Raw genomic sequence first — 13,140 nt, 5'->3', positions numbered from 1 at the left:
GACACCGGAGACCCCTCAGTCCAACGATCCCGCGCCCGTCGGTGCGGCACCCGACGCGACGCCGGGGACACCGCCGCCAGTGGCTGCCCCGGGGTACCCGGGAACCCCGCCGACGAATCCTGTGACACCGCCCGCTCCTGATGTGGCGGCGTACCTTCCCGGCGGACACCAGCTGCCGGCGGGGGAGCCGCAGCCCGCCCCCGTCGCTCCCGGCCAGGAATACGGACCGGGTCCCGTTCCTGCTCCCGGTCAGGTATATGCGCCGGGCCATGTTCCTGCGCCCGCGGGTGCGGAGTTCGGCCCCAACAAGAAGCTGTCCACCGGCGCGATCATCGGCATCATCGCCGGAGGCATCGTCGTTCTGCTGGTCCTCGCGGCGGCCGTCATCGTGCCGCTGCTCGGCGGCGGAGGCGGCGGCGGCTCGAGCGCGGGCGGCGACAAGGACGAGGCCGCACCGGCGGCGGCCACTCCGGAGGAATGGGTCGAGGCCTACCTCACGGCCGTCTCCGAGGGGGATGCCGAGGAGGCGGTGAAGTACATCGACACCTCGTCGTACAGCGCCGCGCTGCTCACCGATGAGGTGTTGGAGGCATCGCTGAAGCTCGGACCCATCGACGACATCAAGGTCGGCGAAGCCGAGGAGGGCGACTACAGCGACGTGACCGTGACGGCCACGTTCACCATCGGCGGCAAGGAGGTGTCGCGCGAATTCCAGATGTACCAGAGTTCGTACGACGGTGACATCACGATGCTCGACGGCGCCGCGCGGGTCTCGACCTACGGCTTCGACGACGTCGGGCTGACCGTCAACGGCGTGGAGGTGCCGGACGACGCCCTGGTCTTCCCCGGTACCTACGAATTCGGCACGTCCCTCGAGGAGTTCACCGTTGAGGGAGAGTCGATTCTCGTCGTCGCCGACGAGAAGAGCGAGGAGGCGGTCTCGATGCTCCGGCCCGCGCTGAGTGACTCAGGGATCGCGACCTACCGCGAGCTCGTCACGACCTCGCTGCGCGAGTGCCTGGCGATGAAGACGCTGAACACCCCGTGCGGCATGGACGTGACCGGCATGGAGAAGGACGGATACGCCGTCGTCGACGGAACGGTGACTCGCGTGATGAACGCCGAGGGCGAAGCGGCCCTCGCCGGACTCGTCGGCGAGGTGAGTGACCGTGCCGTGGTCTCGACGTATGAGAGCTTCGGCATCGACATCTCCGTCGAGGCGCAGAACGCGGAGGGTCAGCGGGGTACGTACACGACCTACTACTCGGGCCTCCTCACCCCGAAGGTCGACTTCGCCGTGGAGACCCCGAAGGTCGTCTGGGAGTGACGCCTGATCCGTTCGACTCCCAGCCCCGGAGGCGCGGGTGGACGACCACGGCGACGATCGTCGCGGTGGTCGTCGCCCTGGTCGTGGTCGTCGTCGCGTTCATGATTCCGGCCCTCAGCGGCGGCGGGCCGGGGGCTTCGGAGGAAACCGACGAAGCCGCATCGCCCTCGGACTTCGTCGAGCGCTACCTGCACGCCCTCGCCGACGGAGACGCGGATGCCGCGCTCGATTACGTTGCTCTCGGCTTGGCCGAGGGTGAGACGTTGAACGATGAGATGCTCGCCGCGTCTCTCGAACGCGGGCCGATCACCGACATCGACGTGGGCGAGGCAGAGGAGATAGCCGACGACGAGGTGGAGGTGCCGGTCGCCTTCCGGATCGGTGACACGGCCGTGTCGCAGGACATCGCGGTGAGCATCGGGCTCAGCGGAGACCTCGCCATCCTCAGCGGCACGCAGACCATTCCGACGGACGCGTTCGCGGGGATGGGTCTGACCGTGAACGGCATCCCGGTGGAGGGGGAGTTGACGCTCTTCCCGGGGACGTATGAGTTCGCCGTCGCGAACACGAACTTCACGATCGAACGGGGGGAGCCGGTCGTGGTCGCCAGCGGGCACGAATCAGACCGATACGAAGGCCTCCGCCCCGTGCTCACGGATGCCGCGACGGCCACGTACCGGTCTCTCGTCGCGGCTTCGCTCCAGGAGTGCGAGGCGATGAAGACTCTGACGACGCCCTGCGGAGACGACGTCATCGATTCGGGGGAGAACGGGCCCACGCCCGTGGATGGCACCGTTACTCGCGAACTCCCGTTGGAGTCGGAATCGAAGCTCGCCGCCGTCACCGTCGTGACCGACGGCACGGTAGCCCGATGGGAGTCTTCTGTCGGGATGAGCACGACGTTCGAGTCGCCGAGCGGCAGCAAGTACCTGGCGATGGGGGCGGCATTGAAGACCCCGAAGGTCGACTTCGCCGCGGAGGCGCCGACGGTCGTCTGGGAGTAGTCGCGGCATCCGCTCTCGCATGCGAAAGGGCCCGGCATCCGAGATGGATGCCGGGCCTTTCGTGGTCTGGGGCCCTTCGACAGGCTCAGGGACCCAGGGGGTCAGGCGCGCGTCACCTCGAGCTCGATGACCGACCACGACAGGGCCGGCAGGGTCGCGCGCACCGTGCCGTCGACGATCTCGGCGGCGGCGAGCGGCACCATGTGCACGGTGTCGGGGGCCGTCTCGAGGTTGGCGGTCCGTCGGTCGCCGCCCTCGGGGATCGTGAGCGTCTCGGCCTGACGCACGCGCAGGTCGCCGAGGCCGTGCAGATCGATCGTCAGGTCGTTCGCCGAGTCGAGCGAGCGGTTGGCCACGAACACGACCAGGCGTCCGGTCTCCTCGTCCCACGTGGCGGCCGCATCGACCGAGTCGACATCGCCGTAGCGCTTCGTCGCGATCTGCGAGGCCGAGACGGCGAGGCGCAGGATGCGCCCCTTCGCCAGCCGCGCCATCCGCTCGAACGGCCAGAAGCTGGTCTGGCGCCAGGCCGGACCGTTCTCCTCCGATCGGATCGGCGCGATCACGTTCACGAGCTGCGCCTGGTTGGCGATGCGCACGCGGTCTCCGTGCCGCAGCAGGCTGTTGAGCAGGGTGCCGACGACGACGGCATCCGTCACCGAGTAGGTGTCCTCGATGAGGCGCGGGTGCTCGCGCCAGCCGGCCTTCGCGATCTCGCCCGCCTCGACGTCGTTGTACTTGCGCTGATCCCACACGTTCCACTCGTCGAACGAGATGTCGACCTGCTTGGTGTGCTTGCCGGCGGCCTTCACGGCGTCGACCGTCGCGATGACACCCTCGATGAAGCCGTCCATGTCGACCGACTCGGCGAGGAACGACTCGGTGTCGCCGTCGTGCTCCTGGTAGTACGCGTGCATCGAGACGAAGTCGACCTCGTCGTAGGCGTGGGTGAGCACGGTGTGCTCCCACGACCCGAACGTCGGCATCGATCTGCTCGACGACCCGACCGCCACGAGCTCGATCGACGAGTCGACCAGCTTCATGGCCTTGGCCGACTCCTGCGCGAGACGGCCGTACTCGGCAGCGGTCTTGCCGCCGATCTGCCACGGCCCGTCGAGCTCGTTGCCCAGGCACCACAGCTTGATGTCGAAAGGCTGCTGGGCGCCGTTCTTGCGCCGCAGGTCCGACCAGTACGTGCCACCTGGGTGGTTGGCGTACTCGACGAGTGCGCGGGCCTCCTCGACGCCGCGGGTGCCGAGGTTGATCGCCTCCATCACCTCGACGTCGGCCTCTTTCGCCCAGTCCATGAACTCGTGCAGGCCGAAGGCGTTGGTCTCAATCGTGTGCCAGGCGCCGTCGATGCGCACCGGGCGGTCCTCGACCGGGCCGACGCCGTCTTCCCAGCGGTAGCCCGAGACGAAGTTGCCGCCCGGGTACCGCACCACCGTCGGCCCCATCTCCTTCACCAGGGCCAGAACGTCCTGACGGAATCCGCGTTCATCGGCCTGCGGGTGCCCCGGCTCGTAGATGCCGGTGTACACGCAGCGCCCCATGTGCTCGACGAAGGACCCGAAGAGCCTCCGGGGAACGTCGGCGATGGTGAAGTCGCGGTCGATGGTGATGCGGGCGTGAGACATTGCTCTCCTTGGTTGCGGCGGATGCCGGGGTGCGGGGGTGCGGGATCACTGACCGCCGAAGCCGCTCGTCGCGACTCCCTTGACGATCTGCTTCTGGAAGATGAGGAACACGACGATGAGCGGGAGCGCGGCGAGCACGGCCTGGGCCATGACCTGTGCGTACTGCACGCCGTAGGCGCTGATCACGGTCTGGAGTCCGACCGGCAGCGTCATGAGCGTGGTGTCGTTGATGACGAGGAACGGCCACAGGAAGTTGTTCCACGCTCCGATGAACACGAAGATCGCCACGGATGCCAGGATCGGCCGCGACAGCGGCAGCACGATCGACCAGAAGATGCGCAGGCGGGTGGCACCGTCGACGCGGGCGGCGTCCTCGAGCTCGATCGGGATCGCGTCGAAGAACTTCTTGAGGATGAACACCATCGCCGGGGCCACGACCTGCGGCAGGATCAGACCCCAGTGCGTGTCGATCAGGTTGAACGCGAGCATCTCGTAGAACAGCGGGATGATCAGCACCTGCGGCGGCACGACGATCGAGGCGATGATCACGACGAACAGCCACTTGCGGCCGGTGAAGTCGAGCCGCGAGAAGGCGTAGGCGGCCAGAGCCGAGATCGTCAGCGTGATGAGGGTGACGGCGACCGAGGTCCACAGGCTGTTGAGTGCCCAGACGTACACGTTTCCCTGCGAGAGGATCGCCGTGAACGCCTCGAAGGTGGGGCCGCTCGCGCCGATCCATCCGGGATCGCCGGATGCGGCATCCGTCTCGGTCTTGAAGGCGGTCGCGACCGCCCAGAGGAACGGCAGCAGCCATCCGATCGCGAGGAGCGCCAGCACCACGAACGCGGCGATGCGCAGCGGCGAGAACGGCTTCTGGCCGGGGAGCTTCGGGCGCGCGGTGCGACGGTGGCGGGGAACGGTGAGCGTGCGGGTGTGGTCGTCGGAGGCGGGCTCGGTGGGGATGAGGGTGGCGGAGGACATCACTGCTCCTTCTTGCGACGCGTGACCAGGGCCTGCGCGACGCCGATGATGACGATGAGGGCGAAGAAGACGTACGAGATCGCCGCGGAGTACCCGAAGCGGTAGTTCACGAAGCCGGCCTCGTAGATGTACTGCACGATCGAGCGCGTGGTGTCGCTCGCGACCCCGCCGAGCATCTGGTACGCCTGGTCGAACAGCTTCAGCGACGCGAGGATCTGCAGGATGAGGATCAGCACGGTCGCAGGTCCGAGCTGCGGGAGCGTGATCGACCAGAACTGGCGCCAGGCGCCGGCCCCGTCGAGGGATGCCGCCTCGTACTGCTGCGGGGGGATGTTCTGCATGGCCGCGAGGTAGAGCAGGAAGTTGAACCCGACCGTCCACCACACCGTCGCGATCACGATCGACAGCATGTTGGTGTCGGAGTTCTGCAGCCACGCGATCGGCTCGAGGCCGAAGAACTTCAGGATGTTGTTGGCCGCGCCGATCTGCGGGTTGAAGATCCAGACCCAGATCTGCGAGATCACGGTGGACGCGAGCAGGTACGGCATGAAGAACGACAGCCGCCAGAGCCACTGCCCGGGCAGGCCGCGATCGACGAGCGCGGCCATGAGCAGGGCCACGGCGACGAGCGGCACGGTCGACAGCAGCGTGAACCACACCGTGTTCCACATCGACTGCCACATGACGGGATCGACGAGGGCTTCGGCGTAGTTCGCGAAGCCGACGAACCCTCCGCCGGCGCCCGTGAGCGACTGGTCGGTGAAGCTCAGATAGATGCCGTGCAGGATCGGCCATGCCAGGAACAGCACGAACGCGATGAGGAACGGAACCAGGAAGGCCCAGCTGATGAGCTGCTCGCGCTTGCGGGAGCCGGCGCGGCGGAGACGGAAGTCGGATGCCCCGCCGGTGACGAGGGTACGGGTGGCGGTCGAGGTCATGACTTCCACGTCCCCTCGGGGTCGGCCGGATTGGGTTGGCGCAGCAGCGTGTTCACGCGCGCTTCGAAGCGGTCGATCGCGGCGGCCGGATCGGCGCCCGAGAGGAGCACGTTCTGCACCGCGGCCCCGAACTCGCCCTGGAAGCTCGAGCCGGAGCCCGTGAACCACGCGGTCGGGTCGTAGACGACGTGGTCGGCGGCCGAGGCGTAGTGCGCCTGGGGCACGAGGTCGTCGTACGCGGGCGACGAGGTGACGGGGAGGTAGGCGGGGATGTGCCCGGCCTCGGCCCACTGGAACGAGTCCTTCAGCATGTCGGCGACGAAGCGGTACACGAGGTCGCGGCGCTCGTCGTTCGCGTTCGCCTGGTGCGGCAGCACGAAGGAGTGCGAGTCGGCGTACACCGCCGGCGTGCCGTAGAGGGTCGGGATCGTCGTCGCATCGAACGGCAGGTTCGCGGCCTGCATCGTGCGCAGCTCCCAGACACCGGTCATGAGCATGCCGCTCTTGCCGGTCGCGAACTCGGCCACGGCTCCGCCGTAGTCGGCGCGCGCGGCCGCGATCTCGCCGTCGAGGAGCGTCTGCATGAAGCGGAGCGCCTCGACCGCGGCATCCTTGTCGATCACGGCCTTGCCGCCCACGGGCAGTTCGATCTGCAGGCCGTGCTGGGCGTAGAGGCCGTAGAACAGGCGCCACATCTGCGCGCCGTCGCCGAGGTAGCCGAACGACAGCGCGTGATCGGGCGCCTGGGCGCCGACCTCGCGGAGCTGGTCGACGAACTCCTCGGGCGACGAGGTCTCACGCAGCGTGCCGTCGGAGTCGAGCACCCCCGCGGCGTCGCAGATGTCGGTGTTGAACATGAGCACGAAGGGGTGGGCGTCGAGGGCGACGCTGAAGAGCCGGTCGCCGACGAAGCCCTTCTCCCAGATCGGGCCGGGGAAGGTGGAGCGATCGACGCCGAGCTCGGCGAGGCGGTCGACGTCCCAGGCGTCGAGGAGCCCGCCGGGGGCCCAGCCGTTCACGCGGGTGGCGTGCATGATCGCGACGTCGGGGGCGCGTCCGCCGGCGCCCGCCATCGCGAGCTTCGTGTAGTACGGCGTGCCCCAGGCGAGCACGGTGGGGCGGATGCGGTAGTCGGACTGCGCCGAGTTCACACCGTCGAGCAGCGACGACATCGTCACGCCGTCGCCTCCCGAGAGCAGGTGCCAGAACTGGAGGGTCTCGGTGCGAGAGCCGGTGGGGGAAAGGGGGGAGCAGCCTGCGAGCAGTGCTGCGCCGGCGGTGAGCGTGGCGGCGGTGAGGAACTGCCGGCGGGACAGATCGAGCGGGGGCGTCATCGTCACTCCTTCGTGACCGGATGGTGGACGCCTCATCATTACATCGATGTAATCGCGGGCGCAAGCGTGCGATCCGAACGAATGCAGGGTCCTAAGGGCGGTAGCCGAGCGGTGCGGCCTTCGTGCTGTCCCTCTCGAGGAGATGATGCGACAGCGTCAGCGCCCGCGGGGGAGCGGCCCGGTCGTCCATGCGGGTCTCGAGCAGGCCGAGGGCGGCGACCGCGAAGGCCCGACGGTCGAACGCGATGGTCGTCAGTGAGGGGGAGGTGTACTTCGAGAACTCGACGTCGTCGAAGCCCGTGACGATCACGTCTTCCGGCACGCGCACACCGCGGTCGTGCAGGGCGTGCAGGGCACCGAGGGCGAGGGAGTCGGTGAAAGCGACGATCGCATCGAAAGCGACGCCGCGCTCGAACAGCGTGCGCACGGCATCCGCCCCGCCCGCCATCTCCCACGGCAGACGATTGACCTCGAGCGCGGGGTCGCGGGGGATGCCGGCCTCCCGCAGTGCGTCGTGCACGCCCTCGAGTCGCAGGCGACTCGTCGCCGTCGCGACCGAGGGGTCGTCGTCGGCGCCGACCACCGCGATCCGCCGGGCGCCGCGCGCGAGAACGTGCCGCGTGGCGTCGGCGGCGGCGAGCCGGCTGTCGATGCGCACGTGATCGGCGCGGTTCTGCTCGACCTCGCCGATCACGACGAGCGGCGGCAGGCGGTCGGCGTACTTGAGCACGCTGTCCTCGAGACGGATGGGGTTGAGGATCAGGCCGTCGACGAGGTGGGCGCGGGCGCGGGAGACCAGCTCCTTCTCACGCTCGGGCTCGGATGCCGTTTCCTCGATCTGCACGGCCAGCCCCCGCTCGTGCGCGGCTTCGACGATGCGGTGCACGAGCTCGGCCGAGAACGCGGTCGCGAGATCGGGGAGGGCGACGGCGATGATCCCCGAGTGCCCCTTGCGCAACCCGCGGGCGCTGAGATTCGGCACGAAGTCGAGCTGCGCCATCGCCGCCTCGACCTTGGAGCGCGTGTCATCGTTCACGGGGACGGTGCCGGTGACGACGTTCGAGACCGTCTTCGGTGAGACGCCGGCGAGAGCGGCGACGTCTTTCATCGTCGCGCGGCGCGGCGGGGTCGTCGTCATGCGGTCAGCCTACCGGCGGGGTCGCCATCCGCCGCAGTACATCGTTGTAGAGGATGTGCTCCTGGCTATGCTGGCGCGATGGGCAACGAACGCAACTGGGCGGGCAACCTCACCTATCGGGCATCCCGGGTCGAGCATCCGGCGTCGATCGACGAGCTGCGGGCGCTGCTCGCGCAGGGCGGACCGGTGCGGATGCTGGGCTCGCGCCACTGCTTCAACGACATTGCCGACACCGAGGGCGTGCTGATCGCCCTCGACCGACTGCCCGCGGTCTTCGAGGTGAGCCCGGAGCGCGACGCCGTGCGGGTGGTCGGAGGACTGCGCTACGGCGACATCGCCCCGCTCCTCGCCGCCGACGGGCTCGCACTCGCCAACCTCGCCTCGCTGCCGCACATCTCCGTCGCCGGAGCCGTCGCCACCGGAACCCACGGCTCGGGTGACGCGATCGGCTCTCTCGCGAGTGCCGTGCGCGCCCTCACGATCGTCACCCCGGGTGGCGAGACGCGCGAGCTGCGTCGCGGTGACGCCGACTTCGACGGTGCGGTCGTGAGCCTCGGTGCGCTCGGCGCGGTCGTCGACCTCACCCTCGACGTCGAGCCGACCTACGACGTCGCGCAGCACGTCTTCGAGCACCCGTCGTGGGACGCGATCCTCACCGACCTCGAAGCGGTCACCGGCATCGGCACGAGCGTCAGCATCTTCTCGACCTGGCAGCACACCGACGTCGCCGACCAGATCTGGGTCAAGCAGCGCCTCCCCGAGGCGCGCGAGGCCGCCCGCGAGTCCCTGTTCGAGAGCCTGGGGGCCGAAGCCGCGGCGAGCAAGCGGCATCCGATCCTCGGCGTCGACCCCGTCGCGTGCACCGAACAGCTCGGCGCGCCCGGGCCGTGGTTCGAGCGGCTCGCGCACTTCAAACTCGAGTTCACCCCTTCGGCCGGTGCCGAGATCCAGAGCGAGTACCTCGTGCCCCGGGCCGACGCCGTCGCCGCGATCCAAGCCGTGCGCTCACTCGCCGGGCAGATCGCTCCGCTGCTGCTGGTGAACGAGATCCGCACGGTGAAGGCCGACGACCTCTGGCTGAGTTCGTCGTACGGCACGGATGCCGTCGGCATCCACTTCACCTGGAAGCCCGACGAAGCGGCTGTGCGCGCATTCCTGCCGACGCTCGAAGCGGCGCTGCCGCCCACCGCCCGCCCGCACTGGGGCAAGGTGTTCACGCTCGACGCCGCCGAGGTGCGCGAACGGTATCCGCGCTTCGACGACTTCGCCGCGCTCGCCGCGCGCTTCGACCCGGAGCGGCGGTTGGTGAACGGGTTCTTGGAGCGGCTCGGGCTGTAGGCGTTCTGCGGGTGGGGCCCTTCGACAGGCTCAGGGACCCAGGTTTCGGAACTGGGTTGCGAGCCGAGTACTGGGTTGCTGAGCTTGTCGAAGCACCCGCCACGTGTCTAGAACTGGGTTGCTGAGCTCGTCGGAGCATCCCGCGCGAAGAACGGCCGCGGCCATGCCCCGAGCGCCAGGACGGCCAGCACCGTCTGGATCAGACCGGTCGCGAAGAAGATGCCGTGCAGTGGAGACCACACGAGCAGGATCGCGATCTCGACGAAGATCCAGATCATCATCGTGATGCCCGCCGCCGCGTGCATACCCCACGCGAGCGCGAACCGGCCGAACTGCGCGACCAGCGCGAGCACCTGCACGCCCCCGACGACGACGCCCAGGATCACCCCCGGCCACACGTACGAGTCGAAGCCCGTGCCCTCCAGCCACTCCGTCGGCACGCCCATGCCGCCGCCGACGGTCAGGCCGATCATGCCGGCGAGGGCGGACAGCAGGGCGAACGTCGCGACGGCGGCGAGCGGGATCCGGAGTGCGCGGGGCGGGCGGCTCATGCCTCGACGGTAGCGCGTGGATGCCGTCGGGGTTGCTGAGACCAGAGCTGGGTTGCTGAGCCTGTCGAGCGCCTGCCGCAGGCGCGTCAGACCTCGTTGCGCCAGGAGTGCTGCGGGTCGTAGCCCAGCACCCGCCGCGCCCGGTCGATCGACAGCAGCGTCTCGTTCGGCCCGACGTCGCGGGTGACCGGCACACCGGGGAAGACCTCGGCGATCAGCTCGGCGTTCGGCCGCGACATCACCGTGTCGGCGGCCGCGATGATGAACCTGTCGAACCCGGGGGCCGCGACCTCGAGGGCGCGCTGCACGGCCTGGGCGCCGTCGCGGGCGTCGATGTAGCCCCACAGGTTCCACTTGCGCAGCGTCGCATCGGCGTCGAAGGCGGGGAAGGCGGCGTAGTCCTCGGGGTCCATGACGTTCGAGAACCGCAGTGCCGTGATCGACACGTCCGGGTGCCAGCGCACGAGCTCGGTCGCCAGCTGCTCCTCGAGCGTCTTCACCAGCGAGTACACCGACTCGGGCCGGGGCGGGTAGTCCTCGTCGACCGGGATGTAGGGCGGCGGCACGTCGAACGGCAGCCCCAGCACGGTCTCGCTCGACGCGTAGACGATGCGACGGATGCCGAGGCGCACCGCCGCCCAGAACACATTGAACGTGGCCGGCATGTTGTTGTGGAAGGTGGCGACATCGCTGCGGATGCCGGGAGCGGGGATCGCCCCGAGATGCACGACCGCGTCGATGCCGTCGTGCCGGTCGCCGACCGCGGTGAACGCGTCGACCACCTGCCCGTAGTCCGTCAGATCGACCTGCACGAAGTCCGGACCGCGGACCCCCGTGACGTCCATCCCGATGACTTCGTACCCGTTCGCCCGGAGTTCCCTCGCGACGACGCGGCCGAGCTTGCCCGATGATCCGGTGAGAGCGATGCGCATGTCACCACAGTGCCACGGCATCCGCTCCCGGGGATGTCCCTTGACTTCAGCGCGCCAGCCAGTGGCGCAGGCGCCGGGTCACCCAGGGCAGCACGAAGTAGGCCATGATCGGCGTCAGCACCGCGGTGGTCACGAGCACCCGCAGCCAGATCGGCAGCGCATCCCATCCCGGCACGGGTGACATCGCGTACGTGAAGGCGAGGTTCACCGGGAAGAACCCGAGCCAGATCGACACCGCCTGCTTCCACCGCGGCGGGGCGTTCACGACCGCGACCTCGGCCCGGCCATCCGTCGTCTGCACCGTGATCGTGCCGGTGGTCGGTTCGTCGAACCATCCCTCGATCCCGGTGCGGCGGCGGGAGCGCTCGCTGCGCACGAAGCCCTCGCCCATCGACAACCACCAACCGCGCTCGCCGGAGTCCTCCCACGCGGTGAGCGTCTGCTCGTCGGCGAACCGGTACAGCATGTGCCAGACGTTGGTCTCATCCCCCGACCGCACCCAGCCCGACCCGAGGAATCCCGGGTACTTGTTGGCGAGGTTGACGCCGGTCTGCACCCACGCGGTCGCCTCGGCGATGCGGGCGGGGTCGACTTCACGGCGGATGGACACGGTGATGGGATCACTGGACATGGTGGGGTCCTCGAGAGAGCGGGCGGCCCGGGTCGCGGGCCTGCGTGCGGGGTGCGCCGGGGTGATGGCGCGTCGTCGATTCTATTCGCGGCGTGTGACGGCCGGATTACGGCGCGGGCGCAGCGATCGGCGCAGAATGGGGGAATGAGCACGCGCAGCGAAGCCGTTCTGGTCGATGTCGTCCGCACCCCGGTCGGGCGCGGCAAGCCCGGGGGTGCGCTCTCGGGGGTGCATCCGGTCGATCTCGCCGCCGGAGTGCTGCAGGCGCTGCTCGAGCGCAACGGCCTCGACTCGCGTCAGATCGACGACGTGTTGCTCGGCTGCGTGAGTCAGGTGGGGGACCAGTCGACGAACATCGCGCGGCAGGCGGTGCTGGCCGCGGGCTTCGACGAGAGCGTGCCGGGGGCGACGATCGACCGGCAGTGCGGGTCGAGTCAACAGGCGGTGCACATCGCGGCGCAGGGGATCATGGCCGGCGCCTACGACATCGTGATCGCGGGCGGGGTCGAGTCGATGAGCCGGGTGCCCCTCGGATCGTCGGCGGCCGGCGGCTCCCCGATGTCACCGCGCGTGCGCGCCCGGTATCCCGAGGGGCTGGTGAACCAGGGCGTCTCGGCCGAGCTGATCGCGCAGCGCTGGGGGCTCGACCGTGACGCGCTCGACGCCTACGCCGCCGAGTCGCACCGGCGGGCGGCGGATGCCTGGGCCGAGGGCTTCTTCGATCGCACGGTCGTCGGGGTCGTCGAAGCGCCGGATGCCGTGAGCGACGAGACCGTGCGAGCGGGAACCACGGCGGAGGGGCTCGCGGGTCTGAACCCCGCCTTCCGCACGGATCAACTCGCCGCGCGCTTCCCCGACCTCGACTGGCGGATCACCCCGGGCAACTCCTCGCCGCTCACCGACGGCGCCTCGGCCGCGCTGCTGATGAGCGCCGAGAGAGCCGAATCGCTCGGGTTGGTTCCGCGCGCCGGCATCCGCTCGTTCGCCGTCGTCGGCGACGACCCGCTGATGATGCTGACGGGGCCGATCCCGGCGACCCGGCGGATCCTCGACCGCAGCGGCCTCACGATCGACGACCTCGATGCGTACGAGGTGAACGAGGCGTTCGCGTCGGTGCCGCTGGCCTGGGCGGCCGAACTCGGCGCCGACCCGGCCAGGCTCAACCCGCGCGGCGGCGCGATCGCGCTCGGACATGCGCTCGGCTCGTCGGGCACGCGCCTGCTCGGAACACTCGTGGATCACCTCGACGCGGTGGGTGGCCGCTACGGGCTGCAGACGATGTGCGAGGGCGGCGGCATGGCCAACGCGATGATCGTCGAGAGGCTGTAG

The 13,140-nt window shown here is 69.3% G+C and carries 12 protein-coding genes; 4 read left to right on the top strand and 8 right to left on the bottom strand.

Annotated features, from left to right (window positions below):
* Positions 1-142 precede the first annotated feature (142 nt).
* Both KV396_RS04285 and KV396_RS04280 read left to right on the top strand, forming a co-directional pair.
* Positions 143-1,327, top strand: a complete 1,185-nt coding sequence (locus KV396_RS04285) for a hypothetical protein (RefSeq protein WP_247956948.1) — start codon at positions 143-145, stop codon at positions 1,325-1,327.
* Entirely contained in the window at positions 1,324-2,331 is a 1,008-nt protein-coding gene (locus tag KV396_RS04280) for a hypothetical protein (protein WP_247956947.1), read from the top strand. The genes KV396_RS04285 and KV396_RS04280 overlap by 4 nt, the downstream gene beginning before the upstream one ends.
* A 101-nt stretch (positions 2,332-2,432) precedes the next feature.
* Here the strand turns inward: KV396_RS04280 and arfA are convergent, their stop codons facing one another.
* The 5 genes from arfA to KV396_RS04255 all read right to left on the bottom strand — a co-directional run bounded on the left by arfA (position 2,433) and on the right by KV396_RS04255 (position 8,359).
* Complete coding sequence (arfA, locus tag KV396_RS04275) at positions 2,433-3,968, bottom strand: arabinosylfuranosidase ArfA (RefSeq protein ID WP_247956946.1); 1,536 nt, start codon at positions 3,966-3,968, stop codon at positions 2,433-2,435.
* A 45-nt stretch (positions 3,969-4,013) separates the two neighbouring features.
* A complete protein-coding gene (locus KV396_RS04270; protein WP_247956945.1) occupies positions 4,014-4,949 on the bottom strand; it encodes a carbohydrate ABC transporter permease in 936 nt (311 codons plus the stop codon).
* Positions 4,949-5,887: a carbohydrate ABC transporter permease gene (locus tag KV396_RS04265; protein ID WP_247624484.1), complete on the bottom strand. Its 939-nt coding sequence runs from the start codon at positions 5,885-5,887 to the stop codon at positions 4,949-4,951. Before KV396_RS04265 ends, KV396_RS04270 begins: the two co-directional genes overlap by 1 nt.
* Positions 5,884-7,221 carry an extracellular solute-binding protein gene (locus KV396_RS04260; protein WP_247956944.1) on the bottom strand — a complete coding sequence of 446 codons (1,338 nt, stop codon included), beginning with the start codon at positions 7,219-7,221 and terminating at the stop codon, positions 5,884-5,886. Before KV396_RS04260 ends, KV396_RS04265 begins: the two co-directional genes overlap by 4 nt.
* A 91-nt stretch (positions 7,222-7,312) precedes the next feature.
* Complete coding sequence (locus tag KV396_RS04255) at positions 7,313-8,359, bottom strand: LacI family DNA-binding transcriptional regulator (protein ID WP_247956943.1); 1,047 nt, start codon at positions 8,357-8,359, stop codon at positions 7,313-7,315.
* 78 nt (positions 8,360-8,437) lie between these two features.
* On the opposite strand from KV396_RS04255, the gene KV396_RS04250 reads away from it, so the two are divergent.
* Positions 8,438-9,697, top strand: coding sequence for a D-arabinono-1,4-lactone oxidase (locus KV396_RS04250; protein WP_247956942.1), 1,260 nt, complete (start codon positions 8,438-8,440; stop codon positions 9,695-9,697).
* 107 nt (positions 9,698-9,804) lie between these two features.
* Here the strand turns inward: KV396_RS04250 and KV396_RS04245 are convergent, their stop codons facing one another.
* From KV396_RS04245 to KV396_RS04235, 3 genes are all read right to left on the bottom strand, one after another.
* Positions 9,805-10,248 carry a hypothetical protein gene (locus KV396_RS04245; protein WP_247624488.1) on the bottom strand — a complete coding sequence of 148 codons (444 nt, stop codon included), beginning with the start codon at positions 10,246-10,248 and terminating at the stop codon, positions 9,805-9,807.
* 86 nt (positions 10,249-10,334) lie between these two features.
* Positions 10,335-11,180 (bottom strand): NAD-dependent epimerase/dehydratase family protein, encoded by an 846-nt coding sequence (locus KV396_RS04240; protein ID WP_247633803.1) that lies wholly within the window; start codon positions 11,178-11,180, stop codon positions 10,335-10,337.
* A gap of 46 nt (positions 11,181-11,226) precedes the next feature.
* The gene (locus KV396_RS04235; RefSeq protein WP_247956941.1) at positions 11,227-11,811 is read right to left on the bottom strand and encodes an antibiotic biosynthesis monooxygenase; all 585 of its coding nucleotides are present in this window, start codon (positions 11,809-11,811) and stop codon (positions 11,227-11,229) included.
* 144 nt (positions 11,812-11,955) lie between these two features.
* Here KV396_RS04235 and KV396_RS04230 point away from each other — a divergent pair, with 144 nt between their 5' ends.
* Positions 11,956-13,140 (top strand): thiolase family protein, encoded by a 1,185-nt coding sequence (locus tag KV396_RS04230; RefSeq protein ID WP_247956940.1) that lies wholly within the window; start codon positions 11,956-11,958, stop codon positions 13,138-13,140.

Origin of the sequence: Microbacterium galbinum, assembly GCF_023101185.1 — a bacterium.
Classification (GTDB): Bacteria; Actinomycetota; Actinomycetes; order Actinomycetales; family Microbacteriaceae; genus Microbacterium; species Microbacterium galbinum.
This window is presented reverse-complemented; position numbering and strand designations above follow the sequence as displayed.